General features: G+C 44.3%; 23 protein-coding genes and 1 pseudogene. All 24 read left to right on the top strand.

What is annotated here, in order from left to right; translation table 11 throughout:
* Positions 1 to 21: 21 nt before the first annotated feature.
* The 24 genes and pseudogenes from GZ1_RS08985 to GZ1_RS08875 all read left to right on the top strand — a co-directional run bounded on the left by GZ1_RS08985 (position 22) and on the right by GZ1_RS08875 (position 23,554).
* Positions 22 to 2,916, top strand: coding sequence for a hypothetical protein (locus GZ1_RS08985; RefSeq protein WP_060788350.1), 2,895 nt, complete (start codon positions 22 to 24; stop codon positions 2,914 to 2,916).
* On the top strand, positions 2,913 to 3,209 hold the full coding sequence (locus tag GZ1_RS08980; RefSeq protein WP_021321672.1) for an EscU/YscU/HrcU family type III secretion system export apparatus switch protein: 297 nt from the start codon (positions 2,913 to 2,915) through the stop codon (positions 3,207 to 3,209). The genes GZ1_RS08985 and GZ1_RS08980 overlap by 4 nt, the downstream gene beginning before the upstream one ends.
* A gap of 56 nt (positions 3,210 to 3,265) precedes the next feature.
* The gene (gene fliS / locus GZ1_RS08975; RefSeq protein WP_060788349.1) at positions 3,266 to 3,691 is read left to right on the top strand and encodes a flagellar export chaperone FliS; all 426 of its coding nucleotides are present in this window, start codon (positions 3,266 to 3,268) and stop codon (positions 3,689 to 3,691) included.
* Positions 3,692 to 3,709: 18 nt separating this feature from the next.
* Complete coding sequence (locus GZ1_RS19790; protein ID WP_060788348.1) at positions 3,710 to 5,524, top strand: flagellin N-terminal helical domain-containing protein; 1,815 nt, start codon at positions 3,710 to 3,712, stop codon at positions 5,522 to 5,524.
* Between the two features lie 82 nt (positions 5,525 to 5,606).
* Positions 5,607 to 6,044, top strand: a complete 438-nt coding sequence (locus GZ1_RS08965; RefSeq protein WP_060788347.1) for a YaaR family protein — start codon at positions 5,607 to 5,609, stop codon at positions 6,042 to 6,044.
* 32 nt (positions 6,045 to 6,076) lie between these two features.
* Entirely contained in the window at positions 6,077 to 6,499 is a 423-nt protein-coding gene (locus tag GZ1_RS08960; protein WP_011888210.1) for a TIGR03826 family flagellar region protein, read from the top strand.
* Positions 6,500 to 6,570: 71 nt separating this feature from the next.
* Positions 6,571 to 6,834: a flagellar biosynthesis anti-sigma factor FlgM gene (flgM, locus tag GZ1_RS08955; RefSeq protein WP_060788346.1), complete on the top strand. Its 264-nt coding sequence runs from the start codon at positions 6,571 to 6,573 to the stop codon at positions 6,832 to 6,834.
* Positions 6,835 to 6,852: 18 nt separating this feature from the next.
* Positions 6,853 to 7,320, top strand: a complete 468-nt coding sequence (locus tag GZ1_RS08950) for a flagellar protein FlgN (protein ID WP_060788345.1) — start codon at positions 6,853 to 6,855, stop codon at positions 7,318 to 7,320.
* Positions 7,321 to 7,332: 12 nt separating this feature from the next.
* Positions 7,333 to 8,928 (top strand): flagellar hook-associated protein FlgK, encoded by a 1,596-nt coding sequence (flgK, locus tag GZ1_RS08945; protein ID WP_060788344.1) that lies wholly within the window; start codon positions 7,333 to 7,335, stop codon positions 8,926 to 8,928.
* 10 nt (positions 8,929 to 8,938) lie between these two features.
* Positions 8,939 to 9,832, top strand: coding sequence for a flagellar hook-associated protein FlgL (flgL, locus tag GZ1_RS08940; RefSeq protein WP_011232606.1), 894 nt, complete (start codon positions 8,939 to 8,941; stop codon positions 9,830 to 9,832).
* 34 nt (positions 9,833 to 9,866) lie between these two features.
* Complete coding sequence (locus GZ1_RS08935; protein ID WP_060788343.1) at positions 9,867 to 10,421, top strand: DUF6470 family protein; 555 nt, start codon at positions 9,867 to 9,869, stop codon at positions 10,419 to 10,421.
* A gap of 22 nt (positions 10,422 to 10,443) precedes the next feature.
* Positions 10,444 to 10,878 (top strand): flagellar assembly protein FliW, encoded by a 435-nt coding sequence (fliW, locus tag GZ1_RS08930; protein WP_060788342.1) that lies wholly within the window; start codon positions 10,444 to 10,446, stop codon positions 10,876 to 10,878.
* A gap of 16 nt (positions 10,879 to 10,894) precedes the next feature.
* Positions 10,895 to 11,143, top strand: a complete 249-nt coding sequence (gene csrA, locus GZ1_RS08925; protein ID WP_033009478.1) for a carbon storage regulator CsrA — start codon at positions 10,895 to 10,897, stop codon at positions 11,141 to 11,143.
* Positions 11,140 to 11,325, top strand: a complete 186-nt coding sequence (locus tag GZ1_RS08920) for a hypothetical protein (RefSeq protein ID WP_033009476.1) — start codon at positions 11,140 to 11,142, stop codon at positions 11,323 to 11,325. The genes csrA and GZ1_RS08920 overlap by 4 nt, the downstream gene beginning before the upstream one ends.
* A gap of 154 nt (positions 11,326 to 11,479) precedes the next feature.
* Entirely contained in the window at positions 11,480 to 12,289 is an 810-nt protein-coding gene (locus GZ1_RS08915) for a flagellin N-terminal helical domain-containing protein (RefSeq protein WP_060788341.1), read from the top strand.
* A 115-nt stretch (positions 12,290 to 12,404) separates the two neighbouring features.
* Positions 12,405 to 14,333, top strand: coding sequence for a glycosyltransferase (locus tag GZ1_RS08910; protein WP_255211283.1), 1,929 nt, complete (start codon positions 12,405 to 12,407; stop codon positions 14,331 to 14,333).
* Positions 14,334 to 14,346: 13 nt separating this feature from the next.
* Positions 14,347 to 15,435 (top strand): annotated as a pseudogene (locus tag GZ1_RS19860) (glycosyltransferase); the annotation flags it as partial.
* 117 nt (positions 15,436 to 15,552) lie between these two features.
* The gene (locus GZ1_RS08905) at positions 15,553 to 18,087 is read left to right on the top strand and encodes a glycosyltransferase (protein ID WP_373278096.1); all 2,535 of its coding nucleotides are present in this window, start codon (positions 15,553 to 15,555) and stop codon (positions 18,085 to 18,087) included.
* Positions 18,088 to 18,101: 14 nt separating this feature from the next.
* Positions 18,102 to 18,842 carry a sugar phosphate nucleotidyltransferase gene (locus GZ1_RS08900; RefSeq protein ID WP_060788338.1) on the top strand — a complete coding sequence of 247 codons (741 nt, stop codon included), beginning with the start codon at positions 18,102 to 18,104 and terminating at the stop codon, positions 18,840 to 18,842.
* A gap of 21 nt (positions 18,843 to 18,863) precedes the next feature.
* Positions 18,864 to 19,427 carry a dTDP-4-dehydrorhamnose 3,5-epimerase gene (rfbC, locus tag GZ1_RS08895; RefSeq protein ID WP_060788337.1) on the top strand — a complete coding sequence of 188 codons (564 nt, stop codon included), beginning with the start codon at positions 18,864 to 18,866 and terminating at the stop codon, positions 19,425 to 19,427.
* Positions 19,424 to 20,437, top strand: a complete 1,014-nt coding sequence (gene rfbB, locus GZ1_RS08890) for a dTDP-glucose 4,6-dehydratase (RefSeq protein ID WP_060788336.1) — start codon at positions 19,424 to 19,426, stop codon at positions 20,435 to 20,437. The genes rfbC and rfbB overlap by 4 nt, the downstream gene beginning before the upstream one ends.
* On the top strand, positions 20,434 to 21,294 hold the full coding sequence (gene rfbD, locus GZ1_RS08885; RefSeq protein ID WP_060788335.1) for a dTDP-4-dehydrorhamnose reductase: 861 nt from the start codon (positions 20,434 to 20,436) through the stop codon (positions 21,292 to 21,294). The genes rfbB and rfbD overlap by 4 nt, the downstream gene beginning before the upstream one ends.
* Positions 21,291 to 22,142 carry a glycosyltransferase family 2 protein gene (locus tag GZ1_RS08880; RefSeq protein ID WP_255211282.1) on the top strand — a complete coding sequence of 284 codons (852 nt, stop codon included), beginning with the start codon at positions 21,291 to 21,293 and terminating at the stop codon, positions 22,140 to 22,142. The genes rfbD and GZ1_RS08880 overlap by 4 nt, the downstream gene beginning before the upstream one ends.
* 227 nt (positions 22,143 to 22,369) lie before the next feature.
* Positions 22,370 to 23,554, top strand: coding sequence for an IS701 family transposase (locus GZ1_RS08875; RefSeq protein WP_060788334.1), 1,185 nt, complete (start codon positions 22,370 to 22,372; stop codon positions 23,552 to 23,554).
* Positions 23,555 to 23,621: the final 67 nt, after the last annotated feature.

The following is a 23,621-nucleotide window of genomic DNA, read 5'->3' as shown; positions in this document are numbered from 1 at the left end:
TTGAGCGGAAGGTGAACAGGGATGGAAATTCGCAACGTTTTGACTAGACAATCGATAACGTCGCCAAATCAAACGCTGATAGTGCAAAAAGGAGAAACATACGATGCGGTCATCAAGGAAAGCCAAGGCGGCGCTGCCGTTGTCGTGATCAAAGGGATCGAAGTGCAGGTGCGAACGGAAGGGGAATGGCCGCAGGAAGGGCGTGTGGCCATCAAGATCGTCGGGGAACAAGACGGCGTCCCGGTGGCGCGAATCGTTCCCCGCCCTCCTCAAGAGACGGACAAACAACCGGTTTATTTTTCTGCTTCGGAACCGTTATCGTCTGAGCTGAGACAGGTCGGGGATTGGCTGCAAAAACATGGACAATCGCTCACAAAAGAGATCGTTTCCACCTTGCGAACGTTTTTCACCGAAGCCCCAGGCACTGCAGAGCAAAAACTCGATACCGTCCGCGCGGTCATCAATAAGCATTTAGAACTGACAGACGTTCATCTTGCAGCTGTCCATGAGGCGCTGCATGGGAAGCCGTTAGGGGAGCAATTCGCGGAGATTGCCAACAAACTCGATCCAGCCTTTACACTGGCTCAGCGAGAAGAACAAAGCGCGATGAAAGAAACGCCGCACCATTTGGCCGTTGCGGCCGATCAGTTCGAGCGCCAAGCGTGGCGGACGGGAAGGGCGCCATCCAACGAAACAGCCCATCTCCTCGAGCGAGTGCGCGAGCAAATCGCACGCGAAAGGAATTTGTCAAAAGGAGTGGAGGATGTCCACCGCGAAGTCGTGCGCGCGCCGAGTGTGGACCGGGATGTGGCGGAACAAGTGGAACGCGCTATGCGTGAAGTGGTTCAACTGCAGCGGCAAGGGCGCGAGGGGGAAGCGCGGGCGCGGCTGAATGAAGCATTGGCGGAGGCGGAACAAGTAATTCGCGCGTCGGAAGCGGATGCCCGGTTCGCGATAGATGTCTCTCAACCGTCTTCCGAGCTAGTGCGGCAAATTCGAAACATCCGAACGGAAGCCGCTCGCACTCCAAATTTGTCGAATACGCTGTCCCAGGTTCAAAAGCTGCTCGCTGAACACAGCGAGTGGCCAAGAGATGTCCGACAAAAACTAGAGACGGTGTTCAACGAGACAGCGTGGTTGCAACAAGCTGGCCACCAAGCGGCAGCAAGAGCCCACCTTGTCCGTCAACTGGGCCAAATCGAGTTGAGCGTAAGCACAGCTAATGAACAGCCGTCAGTTGTCCAGCCGCCGTCCCCTATTGGCAATGAGGCGTCATCTTCATTCCATATAACGGTCGTTGAGGACATGTCGATTTCATCGGGAGCGACAGCAGCGTCAGGGCAGGAAGGGACTTTACAGCGTCCCGTTGCTGCAAAGTTATCGGATGATATCGATGCGCTTGGAGATGGGGTTCGGTACGCCGCCTCCTCGGCCAATAGCTTAAACGAAACGGCAGATGGTTCGGCAAACGACAGCCAGCCGACCAAACAGCTGCGTGAGGCCATTCGCCAGGCGATCAAGCTACTGCAACAAGAGCCCCTGTTGGAGAAAGCGTTGGATGCCGTTGAGGTGAAAGTCGCGGAAGCGTTTCGCGTCCATCCTCACTGGCAGCAAGCATGGGCTCATTCGTTTGTCAGTGCGCGAAATCTGATGGAAAAAGGGCGGGAGCTCGCCGCAAGGCAGACCGTGTTGAAAACGCTGCGTGAGATTGAGGCGTCGATCCCGTCCGCGCCAACCGACCGCCCGCTAGATGGCGACAGCCTATTTGATGGGGCATGGCAAGCGGCCTTGTCGCTCGAATCCAAACAGTTTCTTGTGCAAACGGTCACGAAAAAAATGGCGCAGGCTGGCCTTGATTTCAAGACCGTGAAGCGTGATGTGATGCGCCGGCTAGAGACGGTGGCGCAGTTGACGGAACACAACAGCCCCGCCACCCGCTTGCAGGCTGTCTCGATGTTGGAAATGGCGATCAAACAATTAGACAACACCATTTTAAAAAGCGACATCATGCTGTTTACGGATATGGGGACGGAAAAGCAGTTGATGAAAGCCAGCTCCGAGCTCGCTGAGGCAAAAAAACGGCTTCGCCAAGGCGATGCGGTTGGAGCGCGAAAAATTGTCAATGAAGTGAAGGACATGTTAGCCCATACCGTGTTCAAACCGGCTGAGGCGAAGGTGAAACATTTTGTGAGGATGCAAGACAACACAAAGGCTGATTCGTCCAACGTGTTCCTTGACCAAGTGAATCAAGTGATGCAGCCGCCAGTCGATGGGCCATCAGCGCGGCACGTGTTTGACACGATTCGCCGTCTCGGTTTGATGCACGAGTATGAGGCCGCCGAGCGGCTTGTATTGAAAGGAAATGAAGAGGAGTCGGCACTGCCAAATATAAAGGAAGTGCTTTTGCGGCTGGCGCAAAGCGGAAATGAATCGGTTGCGCGGCAAGCGGAACAAGCGTTGACGAACTTGACCGGCCAGCAGCTGTTAAACAAGTGGGATGGCATGATGGGGTGGCAAAGCTTTTTCTTCACACTGCCGCTGTTATGGCAACATGAGGTGCGCAACGTCAACGTCTATGTCAACGCCCGTCAAGACGGCGAGCGAATCGATTGGGAAAACTGTCAGCTCTATTTCTTGTTGGAGACAAAAAAATTGGGAGACCTCGGCATTTTGCTTCAGGCGAATGAGCGAAACTTATTGATTACCCTTCGCAACGACCGCGATGATTTTGCCGAGAAAGCCGGACCGTTCATCGATGTGGTGAAAGAGCGATTGGAGGAGATCGGCTACCACGTCAAAGCGGTCAACATCACAAGGCTGATGAATGAAACGAAGCGGCAGGAAGAAGAAAAACGGGCGCCATCCATTCGCCCGTATGGATCGTTTACGGAAAGAGGGTACGATTTCACGATATGATGGCGAACTATTTCAACCAAAAAAAGCAGAGACACATGAATGGCCCGATGGCAGCTGTCATCCGCTATGATGAATCATCGGGTCGGTCGCCGACTGTCGTCGCTCAAGGAAGCGGACATGTGGCGCAGAAAATCATTGAACTGGCGAAACAGCATCACATCCCGATTCAAGAAGACCCATTGCTCGTGCAAAACTTGCTGCAGCTGGATCTGGGCGACCGCATCCCGCCGCAGTTGTACGCGGTGATTGCCGAAATTTTGATTTTGATTGAAGAAATTGAAAAAAATGCTTAAACATTGTCGACTCATCGCCGATATAAAAAACAGAGGGCAAATGGGGGTGCACGGCGTTGGACTTTTTAACCGAGGAATGGATTTACCAAAAAAACTCGCAACAACTGACGGCATTGCTATATGAAGGATTGCTGGAATGTTTGGAAGAGGCCATTGCGGCCCTTGAACAAAAAGACTACTGGAAAGCGAACAAACAGCTGCAAAAAGGAAACGACATCCTTCGCCGCCTCGGCGTTGGATTGCGCTATGACGCGGGCATCATCGCCCATCAGTTGGATGCGCTCTACAACTATATGGCTGAGCGCCTCATCGAGGCGAATATGAAAAAAGACGTGAAGATTGTTCAGGAAGTGTGGCAATTAACGACTACGATCGCCACCGCGTGGAACGAGGCGCTCAAAAGCGGCGCCTCTTCCGTGCATGCGGCACAAAGGCAAAAAGCCGCAGCGTACGAACAATTCATTACATACGAGAAATCATAAGCAAAGGAGCGGATGTTTGTGCGAATCAACCATAATATTCAGGCGCTCAACGCCTACCGCAACTTGGCGGCCAATCAATCGAGCATTTCGAAAAACTTGGAGCGCCTCTCCTCTGGTTTGCGCATCAACCGTGCGGCTGACGACGCAGCGGGGCTTGCCATTTCGGAAAAAATGCGCTCGCAAATTCGCGGCCTGCAAATGGCGGAACGGAACGCGCTCGATGCGATTTCGCTCATCCAAACGGCGGAAGGGGCGTTAAACGAAGTCCACAGCATCCTGCAGCGGATGCGCGAGTTGGCCGTGCAGGCGGCGAATGATACGCTGGAGCCGAGCGACCGCGCTGCCATTCAAGCGGAAGTGGATCAGCTGACAAAAGAAATTGATCGCATTGCCGATACGACACAGTTCAACCAAAAGATTTTATTCAGTGGTTCGCCGGAAGGCCGGGCGTTTGCCCAAGCAAATTCTCCAGCCATTCGTTATGCAGGAAATGGAACATGGCAGGGAGTTGTTACAGCGACACCAACGGATCCGGCGAAAGTCGTACTCGACTTTTCAAAGAACCTCGGTATGTTGACCCGAGATCAAATCGACGGTCAAACGCTCACGATTAATGGAAAAACATACCAAATAGACACCAAAAATGATGGGTTAACCAATACGGGGCACATTGCCGTGAATGTCAGCTGGATTGCCACTCCTGCGAACGATAGTGACGCCGTAACGAATATTAATAACTTGTTGAACGCATTGAAAAACGCCATTGTAGCGAATGACAGTACGTTCAGCTCAACGAGTTTAATTACCAATGCTTCTGACAGCGGCACCAATTCTGACGGTGTCATTGTGAACGGTCGCTTAACGTTGACAACAGCGAATAACATGGCACCAAAGGATGCCGCTCTAATCGGTGTAGCATCTTCGTTTCCTAGTACACAACTTACATGCTTGGATCCGGTAAACCTAACGTCAACAGTGACGTCACTCGTTGCTAAGGATCAAGCATTGGTTTCCGAGTCGTTAACCCTAACCTTTGAAGATGTCCCTAAAAACGGTGACGTCTTAAAGATTGATAACTTAACGATCACGTTTAGCGATTCAACAGCAAGCGGCTATACGTGGAGCGGTGGGCAAGGAACAGCAACAATTAATGTAAGCGGAAAAACGGTTTTTGACGTGCTAGATGATATTAAGCAAGTGCTTGGGGATGCCAAGGCAGATGGCATAAATCAGCCTGTCCGGGCGTTAACGGCGTTTAGTGTTGTAGGAAGTTCATTAGTGCTTTCAACTGACCGAACAGACGACGGGAAGCCGTTCGGTTCGGCGAATGGGTTAGAAGTCCAAATAATTGATAATGATTTTGAAGCCAATAAAGGAAAAACGTTAAAATTAGACATGCAAATCGGGGCAAATGAGTCCGAAACGCTAAGCCTAGATGTAGGTGTAATGGATGCGGCTAGTTTAGGACTTGCCCGTATGGCTGACCACACGACCATTTTAAACACGGGAGTCAATGCTGAAGCGGGGATCGACGTATCATCATCGGCTCAGGCGGCGCGTGCGGCGATTACTATAATTGACCAAGCTATTAATAAGGTATCTGAAGAACGCGGCAAGCTAGGGGCTGTTCAAAACCGCCTCGAACACACAATCAACAACCTAACAACCGCTAATGAAAATCTAACTTCTGCCGAATCCCGCATCCGCGATACGGATATGGCGATGGAGATGGCGGAGTTTACGAAAAACAACATCTTGACGCAGGCGGCGCAGGCGATGCTCGCGCAGTCGAACCAGCTGCCGCAAGGGATTTTGCAGCTTTTGAAAAGCTAATCGGACCGCATCGGGCGGGGCATAAACGCCTCGCCCTTTTGCTATGGTTGTGCGATAATGGGGGTAGCGAGAGGTGATGGCAATGGAAGTGCAAAAAGTGACGCGCACAGGGCTGGCGAACGTGGGCCGCAAAGATGATGCCCCGATGGAATCGGTGTCGTTCACCGAAGTCATGGCGAAAACGCGCCGCGACGTCGTATGGGAGCGGATCAACGAACAAGTCCGCCAAATCGAGGAGCAAGGGAAGAAGCTTGCCGAGTCGCGGACGGTTGAGGATTTGCGCAAATACAAACAGCTCGTCAAGTCGTTTTTGGACGACGCGGTGAAAAACGGCCTGCAGCTCGAGGAACAACGTGGATTCAGCCGTGGCGGACGGGCACGCATCTATAAACTTGTTAAAGAGGTTGACCAAAAGCTGATTGAATTAACGAACGAAGTGTTGAAAAAAGAACAAAAAGGGTTGGACATTCTACGGCTTGTCGGCGAGATTCAAGGGCTCATTATTAATATTTATACGTAACCGTTTGATTGGGCAATCGGGAGGGGAAAACGGTGGCGGAATTAGCGAACTGCACCAAGTGCGGGCGGTTGTTTGTTAGAATGTCGACTCGTGACGTTTGTGAATCATGTTATCAAGAGGAAGAACGACAGTTCGAACGTGTCTACACGTTTTTGCGCAAACGGGAAAACCGAACGGCAACGATGGCGCAAATCGTCGAGGCGACAGGAGTGGCAGAAAAGCTCATTACGAAATGGATTCGCGAAGGACGGCTGCAGCTCGTTCGCTTCCCGAATCTGACCTATCCTTGCGAATCGTGCGGGACGATGATTCGTGAGGGACGGCTGTGCGCCAACTGTTTAGGCAAGCTGCAGAAAGATTTACGCCAAATGGAGGAGAGAAAAGACCAGAATGCCCGTTCGCGCTACATCACTTATTACATTCAAGAACAAGAAGATAAAAATAAAAAGAACTAAACATTTTCACCAACGTTCCGATATAAACGATAGCACGATATGAACAGCGCCGGTCAAGCGAGGTGAACGCGATGAAAATCCACCATATTGGTCCGATGAACGTCAATCCGTATCAACGCCAACTGACCAAAACCGAGCGGTTAGCGGCAAGGAAGGCGTCTGGAGACCAAGTGGAAATTTCGAAAGAAGCGAAGGAGCTGCAAGAAGCGGCAAGCTGGGAACAGGCGCGGCAGGCGAAACTTGATGAGCTACGTCAACAAATCGAAAACGGTACGTATACGGTCGACCCGAAGGCGGTCGCGAAACGGATGATCGACTATTACCGAAATCACTGATAAAGGAAGCGGTTCGTGATGACATTTGCCGAACTCATTCATCTATTGCGGACACATGCCGAGCTGCATGAAAGCTTGTTAGTGCTAGCGCGGCGGAAAACGGAAGTGTTGAAGAAAAACGACATTGAGGCACTATCGGCACTTCTTGCCGATGAACAAAAGCATCTTTTTGCCATTCGTCAACTCGAAGAACGGCGGCGGCGCTGGCTGAAGGAGAGGCTTGGTGACGAGACGGTGACGATCGCCGCATGCCAAGCGATGGCGAACGGGGAAGAGCGCCAACAGTTGTGCGAGTGCGGAGATCGGCTGAGGGCGGCGGTCAACGCGTTGTCCGAGGCCAATGAGTTAAACCGCCAGCTCATTGAGCAGTCGCTCCAGTTCGTTACGGCCATGAGCGAGACATTCGCCCCAACCCCGTCCACTTACAGCCGCACACAAGAGTACGCGCCATCGCCAGACCGCCCGCTGTTTGAATCGAAAGCGTAAGGAGGAGAACCGATGCTCTCGACATTCCATGGCCTTGAAGCCGCCCGACGCGGCATGATGGCCCAACAAGCCGCCTTGTACACGACAAGCCATAACATCGCCAACGCCAATACGGAAGGGTATACACGGCAGCGCGTTCAACTGCAGCCGACGCCGCCGTTCCCAACGCCTGGGCTCAATCGCCCGAACATCCCGGGGCAAATGGGGACAGGGGTGGAGGCGGCATCGGTCGAACGGGTGCGTGAATACTTTTTGGACATCCAATACCGCGGCGAAAACAGTAAGCTCGGCTACTGGGAAGCACGCGCCGACGCGGTGGCGAAAATGGAAGACATTATGAACGAACCGTCCGACAGCGGACTGGCGAAAACGATGGACCAGTTTTGGCAGGCGCTTCAAGATTTGAGCACCCACCCGGAGAACGAAGGAGCGCGCTCCGTCGTTCGCCAGCGCGGGTTAGCGGTCGTCGAGACGTTCCATTATTTATCGAATTCACTGACGCAAATCCGTACGGACATCGGCACGCAAATCGGCACGACGGTGACGGAAATCAATTCCCTTCTCAACCAAATCAGCGCATTGAATGAACGGATCGCCGAAATTGAACCGAACGGCTATTTGCCGAACGACTTGTACGACGAGCGCGATCGGTTGGTCGACCAACTGTCGCAATATATGGAGATCGGTGTGGAAAAGCATCCAACTGGCGGAAACGCCTTGCCCATGGCGGAAGGAACGTACGATGTTTACGTGATGAACGGGAGCGCGAAAGTGTATCTCGTTCAAGGGCGCACGGCGTCTGCCGTATCGTTTCCCGACGGCAGCGATGTCGACGGCGACGGGGTGAAGGAAATGCCCCCTGCTTCAGGCGTCAATGCGCTCGATGTCAGCGGGACGACCGTTTCCTTTTCCTCTCTTCCGAACGGCAAATTGCGCGGGCTGATCGAAGGATACGGCTATCAAACAGGAACCGACGCCAGCGGCCAGCCGATCGTCAAAGGGCTGTACCCAGACATGCTGGCGAATTTGGACAAGCTCGCCTACACGTTCGGCAAGGTGTTCAACGACGTTCATCAACAAGGCTACGGGCTAAACGGGAGCACGAATCACCCGTTTTTTGGCGGGATCGGCGCGGTGAGCGGCGCGGCGAACACGATCAAACTCGCCGCCGACACCGACGATTTGGCGAACATCGCGGCGTCAACGAAAAGCGGGGAAACAGGGAATGGCAACAACGCCATCAACCTCGCCAACGTCCGCAGCCTGCTTCTGTCCAATGCGACCGTTTCGCTGCAAGACGGCATCTCCGTCAACTTGGCGTCCCTTAATTTGCCGCTTTCCTCAGGCACGGTCGAAACGAACTACCAAGGCTGGATCGGCCAGCTTGGCGTCGACGGTGAGCAGGCGAACCGGATGAAAAGCAATAGTGAAATTCTGCGCCAGTCGGTGGAGGAAAAACGGCAGTCGGTCAGCTCCGTGTCGCTGGATGAAGAGATGATGAACATGATCAAATTCCAGCACGCCTACAACGCCGCGGCGCGTCAAATTACGGTGATTGACGAGATGCTCGATAAACTCATCAACGGCATGGGCGTCGTTGGAAGGTAGGTGAACGGTGATGCGTATTACGCAAAGCATGTTGGCGAATAATATGTTGAAACAAATCACCCGCAGCTACGAAAAGTTAGATCAATATCAAACCCAGCTTTCGACAGGGAAAAAAATCACCCGCCCGTCCGACGATCCTGTTGTGGCGATGAAAGGAATCGCCTACCGTTCGAATTTAGCCGAAGTCGAGCAGTTCAAACGCAATTTCTCGGAAGCGTACAACTGGGTCGAAAACTCTGATTCGGCGCTTGACAAGGCGACGCAGGCGCTGCAGCGCATCCGCGAGCTCGTCGTGCAGGCGAGCAACGACACATACGAAGAAACGCAGCGCCAGTCGATCGCCAAAGAAGTGCGCCAGCTCACCGAACATTTGGTCACGATCGCCAATACGAAAGTCGGCGACAAATACATCTTTAACGGCGCGAAAACGACGGAGCCACCTGTTACTGTGAACCCGGACGGCACGATTTCCGTGTCGACGAACAGCCAACAGCTGAACATTGAGCTCGCCAAAGGCATTTACATTCCGGTCAACATTCCGCCGAGCACAGCGTTCGGGGCGGGCAGCGGATTGTTTTCCGACTTGCAAAACTTGGCCGCTTCCCTCGAAAATCCGAGTACGACCGGTAATGATTTAACGGGCTATTTAGACAAACTCGACAGCCATTTGACAAATTTGCTCGGCGTCCGCGCCGAACTCGGCGCGCGCATGAACCGGATCGAGCTGATGGAAGACCGCATCGACAGCCAGCAGGTGATCGCGGAAAAAATGTTGTCGGACAACGAAGACGTCGATTTGGAGAAAGTCATCACGGATTTAAAAACGCAAGAAAGCGTCCATCGTGCTGCCTTGGCGGTCGGCGCGCGGGTCATTCAGCCGACATTGGTCGATTTTTTGCGTTAAGTTAGCTTTTCGCCTACCAAAAGGAGCGATGGCCATGCGCATTCCGCAGCTCACGATGGAAGCGACGTACGCCAAACTGGCGATCTCGACCGAACCCGCCCGGCTTGAGATCACCCAACCGCCCGCCGAACTGACGATGGAACAGCCTCCTGCGGAAATGCATATCACTTCCGTTCCTGCCCGCCTGACGATCGACCAGACCGAGGCGTGGGCGGCGGTGAACAACAAGCACGTGTTTCGGCTCATTCGGGATGCGGCCGCTGACGGGCGGCAAGCGGTGCTCGATTTCATCGAGCGCGCCGCCATCCAAGGCGATGAACTGATGCGCATTGAACAAGGGGGCGATCCTCTCGTAGAGCAGGCGGAAGCCAACAGCGAAGGCCCGCCGCTTGAGTTGGGCATCGTCCTCGTCCCGCCGCCGTTTAGCGTCAAGGTCGACTATGAACCAGGACGGCTGGCGATCGACTGGAACACCCACGCGCCGCGCATTGATGTGAAGGCGCATGCGCCGATCATCCGCTACCAGCAAGGAACGGTCAAGATCGCCCTCGCCCAGCGTCCGTCGCTTCACATTGACGTCATCATTTGAGGAAAATGAGGAGGAGCAAGCATTGAACATCGACACGAAATACCACGGAACAGTGGCGGTGAAGGAAGAAGACATCATCCGCTTCCCCCACGGCCTCCCTGGATTTGCGGACGAGAAGCGGTTCGTCCTTTTGCCGCTCGCCGACACGCCGTTTGTCATCTTGCAGTCCGTCGAGACGCCCGCGCTCGGGTTTGTGCTGATCGAGCCGTTTTCATACTTTCCATCGTACGAATTTGAACTGGATGAAGCGACGGTCGAACAACTTGACATCGAAAGCGAACGCGACGTCGCGGTGTACGTCATCTTGACGGTCGCTGACCCGTTTGACAACACGACGGCGAACTTGCAGGCGCCCGTGGTCATCAACGTTCGCAAGCGGCTCGGCAAGCAAGTGATTTTAACGAATACACCGTACAAAACGAAACATCGCCTTTTCCCGGAAAAAGCGGCGACGTAAAGGAGGCGGGCGAACCATGCTTGTTTTAACGCGCAAACTCAAAGAAGCGATCCAAATCGGCGATGACATCGAAATCACTGTCCTTGCCATCCAAGGCGATCAAGTGAAGCTTGGCATCAATGCACCGAAACATGTCGAAATCCATCGCAAAGAAATTTACCTCGCCATCCAAGCCGAAAACAACGCCGCCTCCCACGCCTCCAAAACATCGCTCGAACAGCTGAACGAGCAATTAAAACATTGGAAAGGGGGGAAACAAGCATGAGCGTCAGCATCGGCGGAGTGCCAGTCCAAGGCGTCGTCGCGCGCATTGTGCAAGATAATAAGGCCATTGCCGAACAAGCCTTAAACGAAATGATCAACAAACATAAAGACGACCCAGCGCGCATCATCAAAGAAATTCAGCAGCCTTCGCCATTTTCCCAATTTCTCGACATCAAAATCTAAAAAATTTTCTCCAATCTATTAAACTTCTAGCTAAACAAACCGATATAAAAAGTGAACGCGGCATAGCGAAGAAAGGCGGCCGACTTTCTTCCTATCCGCAAATTGATCATTCCACAAGGATGTGGAAGAAAAATTTTTCAAGGAGGAAAAGAAGATGAGAATTAACCACAACATTGCGGCGTTGAATACGTATCGTCAATTGACGGCTGGCACTAACGCTGCATCTAAAAACATGGAAAAATTATCTTCTGGTCTTCGCATCAACCGCGCTGGTGATGATGCAGCAGGTCTTGCCATCTCCGAAAAAATGCGTGGGCAAATTCGCGGCTTAGAAATGGCTGCTAAAAACTCACAAGACGCAATCTCGTTAATCCAAACAGCAGAAGGTGCTTTAAACGAAACACACGCGATTCTTCAGCGTATGCGTGAGTTGGCTGTTCAAGGTGCTAACGACACAAACACTACTGCAGACCGTAATCAGATTCAACAAGAGTTAAACCAGCTACTATCTGAAATTGACCGTATTGCTGATACGACACAATTCAACACGAAAAACTTGTTAGACGGTTCGTTTACGGGTACATTCCAAGTAGGTGCGAACGACGGTCAAGTTATTGCACTAAGTATTACTGCAATGGATACAAGTGGTCTTGGTATCGGTTCTATTTCAGTAGATTCAAATGCTAATGCAAGTGCTTCTATGTCATTAATTGATGCGGCAATTGCCAAAGTGTCTACTGAACGTTCTAAACTTGGTGCGTATCAAAACCGTTTAGAGCATACGATTAATAACTTACAGACTTCAGCTGAAAACTTAACGGCGGCTGAATCTCGTATCCGCGATGTAGATATGGCGAAAGAAATGATGGAGTTCACGAAGAACAACATCCTTACTCAAGCAGCACAAGCCATGTTGGCTCAAGCAAATCAGCAGCCACAATCAGTTCTTCAATTACTCCGCTAATATAATCAAGTCCCTCTTCTTAGAAGAGGGACGTTTAAAAAAGTATCGTGTCTTTCCTGCGATAAGAATGACACGATATTTTTTTAAGCGAGTTCATTAAAAAAGGATGTGTACCATGAAACCATTATTATCGTTATGTATGATTGTGAAAAATGAAGAAAAAGTATTAAAACGTTGTCTTGATTCTGTATATGGTATTGTTGATGAAATTATTATTGTTGATACTGGTTCAACTGATTCTACAAAAGAAATTGCTCTAAAGTATGTAGATAAAATATATGAATTTGAGTGGACAAATAGCTTTGCAGATGCCCGAAATTACGCACAGAAGCAGGCAAACGGAGAATGGATTTTAGTTCTGGATGCAGATGAGTATGTCGATAGGGAAAGTTTGCAACAATTAGTAACGATATTAAAAAACTCAAAAGACGATATAGATGGTTATGATGTAACAATCTATAACTTTATGGGAACGTATGGGGAGCGCGTTCTTCAACATAAGAGCACGAGGATCTATCGAAATGTCCCTAATATTCGCTATTATCGCTCCATTCATGAGCAATTAAGAAAAAATGAAAATCAAGAGTTAACAACAGAAATGATTCCTTTTATTATTTATCATTCAGGGTATATGACTCAAACAGTCAAAGAAAAGAATAAGAATGAACGTAATGCAGAATTAATTGAAAAGGAATTGAATGCTTCTAATAGTAAAGGGTTTGATTACTTTAACTTAGCAAATGAGTACCTTTCTAAAGCGGAAGTAGAAGAAGCACTAAAATATTACTTAAAGGCCTATAAGCTCAAGCCTGACTTTAGATTTAGCTGGGTTTCAATTTGTGTTGTACAAATTATTTTATGTCTGAAATATTTAGAAAGATTTAATGATGCGTTAAACGTTATAAGCGATGCCGAGCATATTTACAGTGAAACTCCTGATTTCAAATATTTAAGAGGGGAAATTTATTATTTACAGCATAGATACGATGACGCTTTAGAAGTTTTAACAGAATTAGTAAACAATAAACATAAGTATCAAAAATTTATAAAAAGTATCGAGTATTTAGAGTATGATCCGCACATTTTACTTGGCCATATTTATAAGTATAAAGGAAATGTCCAAGAGGCTGTTCATCATTATACTAGTGCGTTGTCTATAAATAATAAGAGCTATGAAGCATTATATAATGTTTTGGGGTTACTAGCTAAATTTCATTCTGAAGATGAGATTATTCAATTTCTAGAAAAAAGAAATTGGTTTATTAATGAAAGAGATATATCACTGCTGTTAAGAATTGCTCTTAACCTCGGTCTAGAAACGATTGCTGAATATTATATTTCAAAATTAACAGAAGAAACACTCAGAACAGGATTTCAAATTAAGTTAAATATTCTAAAAGGGAAATACGAAAAGGCAATTGAACAGTTAATGAGTGGTTCTTTGTATTCGTTAGAAACTTATATAAAGAATGGCTGTTTAGATTTATATGATATTTTAATTGCTTCCCTAGGCGCTGGAAAATCGGAGGTTATTCGGCTATTAATCCATATTGTTCGTGATGAAAAAGAAAAAGAGTTTTTATTATTTATCATAAATGAAACAGATCATATCTCAGAACAGACTTTTTATTTGCATCTGGTTGAACGAACGCTCCAGCTGAAAAAGTACGATTTATTCGAACAATTAATATCCCTAAAAGATAAATTTGAAAATAAAATTAATCTTTATCTCGGTCATCTGCTCCATCGTTACGAATTTATTGAGGTCGCTCTAGACTTTTATCAAAGTGTTGAGGATTTTAGTGATTTAGATGCACAAGGTTTTGCAAATATTATCGAAGGATTAGCAATCAGAAACCAAATTACAGAGGCGATCCAGTACGGATTATTAGGAATTAATTTTGGTCATAACGATTTTCGATTATATAAATATGTATTAGAGTTAATGAAACTAAACGGAATGTCAGCGGAAAGAAACAATATATTGGAAAAAGCAAAAAATATTTACCCTGATAGTAAATGGTTGATGCGGCAGGGAAATTAAGAGGGAGACTTACATGAAAACTAGTATTATCATTCTTACTCATAATCAATTGGATTATACAAAACAGTGTATAGAAAGTATTACTAAATATACAAAAGAAGGCAGTTACGAAATTATTATCGTTGATAACCACTCTACTGATGGTACGGTAGAGTGGTTAAAACAACAAAATAACATAAAGGCAATCTTTAATAATGAAAATCTAGGTTTTCCAAAAGGATGTAATCAAGGAATTGAGATTGCAACGGGGGAAAACATTCTCCTTTTAAACAATGATACGATAGTAACGAAAAATTGGTTGGATAATTTATTGGCATGTTTATATAGCTCTGATGATATTGGAGCAGTAGGACCAGTAACTAATTCGGCGGCTTATTATTCAACCATTCCTGTAAACTATATGTCTATTGATGAAATGCATCAATTTGCTGCAAGTTATAATGTGTCAGATCCTGATAAATGGGAAGAACGGTTAAAACTCATTGGTTTTTGCATGTTGATTAAAAGGGAAGCGGTTGATAAAGTTGGTTTGCTTGATGAACGGTTTACACCAGGGAATTTCGAGGATGATGATTATTCTGTCCGTTTGCGTAAAGCTGGATACCGTTTGATGCTTTGTAAAGATACGTTTATTCATCACTATGGGAGTGTATCTTGGAAAAAAGACGTGAACACTTACGGTCGCATTTTAAGCGAAAACGAAAAAAAGTTTAAAGAAAAATGGGGAACAGACTCGTCATCATATATCATTCATAAAGAACTTATAGATCAAGTTCACTTTCCTTTAGATAGAGAGCTAAATGTTTTACAAATAGGTTGTCAAGCTGGAGCAACATTACTTGAAATAAAAAATCGTTTTAAAAATGCTAGACTATATGGTGTTGAAACCAATGAAGCCGAATTAAATGAAGCAAAACAACTGGGGAATATCTATAAAAACATTAATGATGTGCCTAATATAAAATTTGATTTAATTCTTTTTACAGATGATGAATTGTTATTAACGGAGGAGTTGATAAGGAGATTAGTATCATTTTTAAAAGAAAGTGGCATTTTTCTAGGTAAATTTTTGAACATTGGTTACTATAAAGTTATACAGCAAATTCTTTCTGGTCAACAGCCATTTATTCATCATGTTAACTGCTACTCCTATGTACAACTAGAGACATTATTTAAACAATTAAATATAAAATGGAATATTACTGGTTTATCTACCTTTATGAACGATGACGATAGAAAGTTTATTTCTGACTTTGAGAGATTGTATGGCAAAAATATAAAATCCTTATTAGAGGCGCATTATTTCATTGTAAAAGGTGAAGCAGTAAATCAAAAGCTATTAGGATTGCTGAAACAAATTAATGAAAAAGAGGAATTTTTGGATGAATTGTCCACTTTGAATAAATATTATGATTTTAATGAAATATTTGATTTAATTAAGTTGGTATTTGAAAGACCTATAGAGATATTACACAAAATAGCAATTCACAACTTTTATATAGGCAATCACGATTACGTAATTCCTTATTTAAAAGAAGCTTTTGAATTAGACCGTACTAATGCAGATACGATTTATAATATTGCTTTTGTTCTATCGGCTTATGGAGAATATGAATTGGCATATAGATATATAAACATGTTAAATGAAGAGGATGATAGTGTCCAAAAGTTGAAGGAAGAGATTAAAAGTAAATTGGACGTCTGGGATGAGAAGAATATAGTTAACTCAATTGACCATAATACTGAGGATATTACTAGAAAACAATTTTATAATAATCTAGAAAATGCCAACACCCAAAATGAATACATTAATGAAAGAGACAGCATTAAAGTATCGATAATTATTCCTGTCTATAATAAATTAGAATTTACAAAACAATGCCTAGAAGGTATTTTTAGAAATACTAATCCAAGTTTATATGAAATTATTATTGTTGATAATGCTTCAACAGATGGTACTAAAGCTTATCTTAATAAAATAGCGAGTGAAAAAATTACCGTTATTAAGAATAAATCTAACCTAGGATTTGTAGAGGCTTGTAATCAAGGTGCAAGAGTTGCAAAAGGCAAATATTTAGTATTTTTAAATAACGATACAGTTCCTCAAAAGAATTGGCTAAAAGAAATGATTGAAACGATTGAGAGCGATTCCTGTATAGGAATTGTTGGTGCTAAGTTAATATATCCAACTGGTCTTTTACAAGAAGCTGGGGGGATTATTTGGAGTGATGGTACAGGATGGAACTATGGAAGAGGGGATATTCCTTCTAGGCCGCAATATAACTTTGTGAAAGAGGTAGATTATTGTTCAGGTGCATGTTTGCTAATTCCAAAAGAGTTATTTAATAGAGTTGGAGGATTTGATAGAAGATATTCTCCTGCGTACTATGAGGATACTGATTTATGTTTTTCGGTAAGAGCTTTAGGATATAAAGTTATTTATAATCCAAGAGCAGAAGTAATTCATTATGAGGGAATTACAGCGGGAACAGACTTATCTTCTGGAATGAAGAAATATCGAATGATAAATCATGCTAAATTTGTAGATAAATGGCGTGGTGTTTTGCAAGAGCATTTTTATCCTAATGTCTCAAATATTCATAATGCAGCTATTAGAAACAGAAGTAGAAAAAATATCTTAATAATAGATAAACTTTTACCTTGGTATGATAAAGCTTCTGGATCTCTTCGCTTGTTTAATATTATAAAAATGTTGAAGCAACTTGGTTACTTTATTACATTTATTGCTCTTAATGGAAAAGGACAAGAAAGATATGTTGATATCTTAGAAAGGATGGGTATAGAAGTATATGCTTCTGGTTCAAATAGAATGGTTCAATCGGGAATGGAATTAGATTTAAATTATATTCTATCCCTCCGATTCTATGATGTTGTTTGGTTATCTTTCTATGATGTTGCAGAGGCATGTTTAGATATTATAAAAAGAATATCTCCTAAATCTTTTATAATTATCGATACTGTTGATATTCATTATTTAAGAGAAATGCGGATGGCTGAAATTCACGATAATAAAGACTTATATGAAAGAGCTATACAAACAAAGAATAGGGAATTAAATATATATTCTAAACCAGACTTAATTATCACTGTTACATCAGAAGATTCAAAGGTTCTGAAAAGGGAAAATCCATATTTTACCATTGTCGAAATTCCTAATATACATGACAATTTATTAAATACTAATAGTTATGAGAGTAGAAAGGATCTTCTATTTATTGGGAATTTTAATCATATTCCTAACATTGATGCTATAAACTATTTTGTTGGCGAAGTATGGCCTTTAGTAAAGGAAAAAATACCGGATTTAAAATTTTATATTGTAGGGAACAGGTCAGATGAAATTATTAAATTGAACGATGAAGATATTATTGTAACTGGATATGTACCGGATACTCAGCCTTTTTTGCAGAGTTGCAGAGTAGCAGTAGTTCCACTGAGGTACGGTGCAGGTATGAAGGGGAAAATTGGTGAAGCTATGAGCTCCGGCATTCCTGTGGTTACTACGACAATAGGAGCCGAAGGAATGAATTTGGAAAATGGTAGGCATGTTCTTATTGCAGATGACAAATATAATTTTGCTGAACATATTGTAAAGTTATATTATGATTCTAATTTATGGAATACATTGGTTGAAAATAGTAAAAAACATATTCAGGTCAATTATAGTTCGGAAGCAGTGATGAAGAAACTAAAAAATCTATTTGATAACAACGTTTTTAGCCATGAGAAATAATCGGAGGGATAACCTTGAAAGGCATCATCCTCGCAGGCGGGACAGGTTCCCGCCTTTCCCCACTTACTAAAGTAACAAACAAGCATTTGCTACCAGTCGGCAAATATCCGATGATTTACCATGCAATTTATAAACTGAAAGAAGCGAATATTACTGACATTTTAATTGTAACTGGCCGTGAACATATGGGGGACGTTGTTAATCTTTTAGGCAGTGGTTCTGAATTTGATGTTGAGTTTACATATAAAGTACAGGATCAAGCTGGTGGAATTGCGCAAGCGCTAGGATTATGTGAATCATTTGTCGGCAATGATTTGATGACGGTTATTTTAGGGGATAATGTATTTTCTGGCAGCATTGTTCCTTATGTTGAAAACTTTAAAAAACAGGCAACAGGGGCGAAAATTTTAATCAAAGAAGTTGAGGACCCTGGGCGATTTGGCGTTCCTGAACTCGAAGGGGATCGAATTAAGAGTATTGAAGAAAAGCCAAAGAATCCGAAAAGCCGTTATGCGGTTACAGGAATTTATATGTATGACGCTAAGGTATTTGACATTATTAAAACGTTAAAGCCGTCCGCACGAGGCGAGTTAGAAATTACGGATGTGAATAATGCTTATATTGAAAGAAATGAGCTAACGTATGACATTTTAGACGGATGGTGGACGGATGCCGGTACGCATGCATCCTATTTGCGGGCTAATGAGCTTGCTAAAGATGTCGATTTCGATAGCTTGTTTAATAAGAAAATATGAATAATTAAAGGATGAAATGATATGAGGGTTATTCAAACCGAATTGGATGGAGCGGTTATATTCGAGCCGACTGTATATAAAGATGAGCGCGGCTTTTTTATGGAAAGTTATAATGAACAAACATTTCGTCAATTAGGTTTTGATGTCCGGTTTGTGCAAGATAACCATTCTCTTTCGGTAAAAGCGGGAACGGTTCGTGGATTGCACTATCAACTAAATCCGAAAGCCCAAACAAAACTTGTTCGTGTTACTCGAGGTGTTATTTATGATGTGATCGTTGATATTCGTAAAGGGTCACCGACGTTTGGAAAATGGCAAGGATTTATTTTGAGTGCGGACAATAAACGACAATTGTTAGTTCCTAAAGGGTTCGCACACGGTTTTTGTACATTGGTAGAGAACACAGAAGTTCAATATAAAGTTGACGAATATTATTCACCTGAGCATGATCGTGGAATTTTTTGGAATGATCCAACTTTGGGAATTGATTGGCCAGTGACGAATCCTGTTCTTTCGGAAAAAGATGCAAATCATCCATTGTTAGCGGATGCAGAAATTAATTTTGTGTGGGAGAGAACTCTATGAATCTTTTAGTAACCGGTGGAGCAGGCTTTATCGGTAGTAATTTTGTGCGTTATATGTTGAACAAATATCCTGAATACAAAATCGTTAATTATGACTTATTAACTTATGCTGGTAATTTGGAAAATTTAAAAGATATTCAAGAAAATCCACAGTATGTCTTTGTTAAAGGTGATATTAGAAACTATCAACTTGTTGATTATATTGTAAAGTCTCATCATATTGATGTGATTGTTAATTTCGCTGCTGAATCGCATGTGGATCGCAGTATTTCTGACCCAAATATTTTCGTTAAAACAAATGTATTGGGGACTCAGGTATTGTTGGATGTCGCGAAGGCGAACAATATCCAAAAACATGTTCAAATTTCTACCGATGAAGTGTATGGCAGTTTAGGAGATACAGGGTATTTTACGGAAGAAACGCCGCTTGCTCCAAACAGCCCTTACTCAGCAAGCAAGGCTAGTGCGGATTTGCTTGTAAGGGCATATCATAAAACATATGGATTAAATGTGAATATTACACGTTGCTCGAATAACTATGGACCATACCATTTTCCTGAAAAGCTAATCCCTTTAATCATAACAAACGCATTAGAAGGGAAAGAGCTTCCTATTTATGGTGATGGTCAACATATTCGTGATTGGCTTTATGTTAAAGACCACTGCGCCGCTATTGATTTAGTTATTCATAAAGGCAAGCCAGGGGAAGTATATAATATCGGTGGGCATAATGAGCGGACAAATAACGAAATAGTCCATTTAATTGTTGAAAAACTTGGGGTTTCAAAGTCGTTAATTAAATATGTAAGCGATCGCCCAGGGCATGACCGTCGCTATGCAATCGATCCTGCAAAAATTATGACAGAACTCGGATGGAAACCACAATATACGTTTGACAAGGGAATTGAGGAAACGATTCAATGGTATATCAATAATAAAGATTGGTGGAAACGCATTAAGTCCGGAGAGTACATCGCTTATTATCAAAAGCAATATGGTGAAAGAGAATGAGCAAACAAAAAATATTAGTTACTGGTGCGAAAGGGCAATTAGGCACAGAAATGGTCAAATTGTTAAAAGACATGGAATATGAAGTATATGGATATGGCCGATCAGGACTCGATATAACAGATTTTCAGCAAGTGAAAAGTGTTATTGATGATATCCAACCCAATGTTGTTATTCACGCTGCTGCTTATACAAAAGTAGATGCAGCAGAGTCTGAATCAGATCAAGCATTTTTCGTGAATGCATACGGAACAAGAAACGTAGTCGTAGCGTCAGAACATATAGGCGCTAAATTGGTTTATATAAGCACCGATTATGTGTTTGACGGCGCCGCAAACGTGCCTTATAACGAGTTTGCTTTTACGAATCCGATAAACGTATATGGAAAAAGCAAACTAGCCGGTGAACAGTTTGTGAGAGACCTTCACTCTAAATTTTTTATTATTCGAACATCATGGGTTTACGGGAAACATGGAAATAATTTTGTGAAAACAATGTTAAAACTTGCACAAGAGCAAAAAGAATTGTTTGTCGTTGATGATCAAATTGGATGTCCAACTTATGCAGCTGATTTAGCTAGCTGCATTTTTCAACTTATTCAGACTGAAAAATATGGAGTCTACCATATTTCTAATTCAGGCCATTGCTCTTGGTATGAATTTGCCAAAGCCATTTTCGAAGAGGCCAGTATTAATATAGTAGTTAATCCATGTAAAACAAAAGATTATCCAAGACCTGCTCAACGCCCTCTATATTCTGTATTGGATCATATGGCTCTACGATTAAATGGATTTAAAGAATTAAGGCATTGGCGGGAGGCGTTAAAGGAATTTATTAAAGTTTATGGGGTGAAACCTTGACGACATTAGCATTAGTCATGATTGTAAAAAACGAGGAGCGACATCTTAGCCGTTGTCTGCAAAGTGTCAAAGGTATTGTTGATGAGATGGTTATTGTAGATACAGGATCTACAGATCGTACAAAGGAAATAGCTTATTCATTTGGTGCGAAAGTATTCGATTTTGTGTGGGTGAATGATTTTTCCGCTGCTCGGAATTACGCACTTGAGAAATCCACAAGTGATTGGAACTTAGTATTAGATGCAGATGAATATATTATTAATGACTGCGGAAACATTATACGTAACTTTATAGAAAAAAATGACAAAGTAATTGGTCGGATTAAAAGAATTGATGAGTTTATTCAAGATGGTGAGAAGAGGTATGCACAGTCTTATTTATCTCGATTACTGCCTAAAGGTGTAAAATATGTCGGAAGAATTCATGAACAGGTAGAGTCTAATTTACCACGAGAAAACGTAGATATAGAAGTATATCATGACGGATATGTTTATACAGATAAAACGGATCGAAACCTCAAGTTGTTGTTGCTAGAGTTGGAAAGAGATCCTCTTAACGATTATGTTTTGTATCAAGTAGGAAAACAATACAAGTTGCAGCAACAACTGCAACAAGCAGAATTATATTTTGAAAAGAGTTATCATCTTGCCCCATTGGGATCGTGGTACCGCCATAGTCTAATCATTGATTATTTATATACGATTATAGGAAATAAATCGTTCGAAAAAGGCTTAAAATTAATTGAAACCGAGCGGGACCGATTTGCCGATTCTCCAGATTTCCATTTTGCATGCGGTTTATTTTATATGGACTTAATTTTTAGCAATGTCAATAAATATATAAGTTGAAATTTTGTTTTACATCCAACTGATTCCCCGCCATGCTACACCGTATCAGCTCGTATCGAGATGAAAACGGAAACGAAAAATTCGGAAATTCTTTATTGCAACTTATATACTGTAGATGAGCAAATTCACTTACATAAATTGACAACTAAACAAAAAAGGAGACATGAACCCGATTCCTTGGTTAGAATAGATGTACCACCAACTATCCACAAGGAGGTTCATGTCTCATGAATAAATTAGCACATCACCAAGGAATCCACAAGTTTTTCTTCACGCTGGGGTTGACGCTGCAGCTTTCCAAACCGGTCATCAAGCATCTCATTCATATCGTCGATGCCTTGACCACCAAGGGATTCTCGGGAACATTGACTGATATTCATTACTGGAGCTTTCATCCGAATCATCGAACGACGCTCAGTCACTTTTTCACGAAAAGCCCTTGGAACGAGGAAAGGCTGCTTGGGAAGCTTCAAGAGTGGATCTTTTCCCAGGTCGAACGACTGGCCAAACGGAAGAATCAACCCCTTTTTGTTTCGATTGATGATACGATTTGCCAAAAAACAAAGCCTTCGTCACGGGCTGTGCACGCCATTCAAGGGTGCGACTGGCACTACTCGCATAAAGATCATCAATCGGTCTGGGGGCATTCGCTCGTTTGGCTGATGGTGCACACCTTCACGCAGGCGTTCCCATTTGCGTTCCGCCTGTATGACAAGAAAGCGGGAAAAAGCAAGATCGACCTGGCGATCGAGATGCTTTCCTCGCTCAAGGTGAAGCGGGCTCAGCCGGTGTATGTGCTCATGGATTCGTGGTATCCGTCTAAGAAGCTCATCGAAGCCTGCTTGAAACAGGGATTCCATGTCATCGCGATGCTCAAGACGAACCGGATTCTCTACCCGAAAGGCATCGCCATCCAAGCCAAGCAGTTTGCCCGCTATATCGAGTCCAAAGACACCCGCCTCGTCACGGTGGGGCAGGAGCGTTATCGCGTGTATCGCTATGAGGGGGCCATCCATGGCCTCGATGACGCGGTGGTGCTGGCTTGGAAGGCGGATCAGCCGATGGCGCCGGAACATCTTCATTGCATCTTGAGCACCGACCGGGAACTCGGGGACGAAGACATCTTGCGTTACTACGCCCAGCGCTGGACGATCGAGTGCTTTTTCCGGCAGGCGAAAGATCAACTGAAGCTGGATGGATACCGCGTTCGCCACATTCGGGCGGTGAAACGGTATTGGGCGGTGGTGCTGTTGGCCTGCGTGTACAGCATCGCCGAATCCCGACAAAACCTCTCCACCGGGCTGGAGCTTCTTCGGTCGCGGAAAGACCACAGCGTCGTCGAGTTCATTTATGACGCTGCGAAGCAAGATATTCCCATTGATGTGATCAAAAAACAGCTCCGTATCGCGTAAGGGGTACCCTGTTTGTCTCTCTAACCATGGAAATTATTGTAATGAAAAATGCTCATCTACAGTTATA

Origin of the sequence: Geobacillus zalihae NBRC 101842, assembly GCF_001544135.1 — a bacterium.
GTDB lineage: Bacteria > Bacillota > Bacilli > Bacillales > Anoxybacillaceae > Geobacillus > Geobacillus zalihae.
Note: the sequence above shows the minus strand (reverse complement) of the source record. Positions and strands in the feature narration are given on the sequence as shown.

Excerpts from the sequence above, each read along its gene's own strand:
- GZ1_RS08920 (WP_033009476.1), top strand. The coding sequence starts at position 11,140 with ATGAGCGTCAGCATCGGCGGAGTGCCAGTCCAAGGCGTCGTCGCGCGC.
- GZ1_RS08965 (WP_060788347.1), top strand. The coding sequence starts at position 5,607 with ATGGAAGTGCAAAAAGTGACGCGCACAGGGCTGGCGAACGTGGGCCGC.
- flgK (WP_060788344.1), top strand. The coding sequence starts at position 7,333 with ATGCTCTCGACATTCCATGGCCTTGAAGCCGCCCGACGCGGCATGATG.
- rfbD (WP_060788335.1), top strand. The coding sequence starts at position 20,434 with ATGAGCAAACAAAAAATATTAGTTACTGGTGCGAAAGGGCAATTAGGC.
- GZ1_RS08985 (WP_060788350.1), top strand. The coding sequence starts at position 22 with ATGGAAATTCGCAACGTTTTGACTAGACAATCGATAACGTCGCCAAAT.
- GZ1_RS08915 (WP_060788341.1), top strand. The coding sequence starts at position 11,480 with ATGAGAATTAACCACAACATTGCGGCGTTGAATACGTATCGTCAATTG.
- csrA (WP_033009478.1), top strand. The coding sequence starts at position 10,895 with ATGCTTGTTTTAACGCGCAAACTCAAAGAAGCGATCCAAATCGGCGAT.
- rfbC (WP_060788337.1), top strand. The coding sequence starts at position 18,864 with ATGAGGGTTATTCAAACCGAATTGGATGGAGCGGTTATATTCGAGCCG.
- GZ1_RS08875 (WP_060788334.1), top strand. The coding sequence starts at position 22,370 with ATGAATAAATTAGCACATCACCAAGGAATCCACAAGTTTTTCTTCACG.
- flgM (WP_060788346.1), top strand. The coding sequence starts at position 6,571 with ATGAAAATCCACCATATTGGTCCGATGAACGTCAATCCGTATCAACGC.
- GZ1_RS08950 (WP_060788345.1), top strand. The coding sequence starts at position 6,853 with ATGACATTTGCCGAACTCATTCATCTATTGCGGACACATGCCGAGCTG.
- GZ1_RS08935 (WP_060788343.1), top strand. The coding sequence starts at position 9,867 with ATGCGCATTCCGCAGCTCACGATGGAAGCGACGTACGCCAAACTGGCG.
- rfbB (WP_060788336.1), top strand. The coding sequence starts at position 19,424 with ATGAATCTTTTAGTAACCGGTGGAGCAGGCTTTATCGGTAGTAATTTT.
- flgL (WP_011232606.1), top strand. The coding sequence starts at position 8,939 with ATGCGTATTACGCAAAGCATGTTGGCGAATAATATGTTGAAACAAATC.
- GZ1_RS08905 (WP_373278096.1), top strand. The coding sequence starts at position 15,553 with ATGAACGATGACGATAGAAAGTTTATTTCTGACTTTGAGAGATTGTAT.
- GZ1_RS08910 (WP_255211283.1), top strand. The coding sequence starts at position 12,405 with ATGAAACCATTATTATCGTTATGTATGATTGTGAAAAATGAAGAAAAA.
- GZ1_RS08980 (WP_021321672.1), top strand. The coding sequence starts at position 2,913 with ATGATGGCGAACTATTTCAACCAAAAAAAGCAGAGACACATGAATGGC.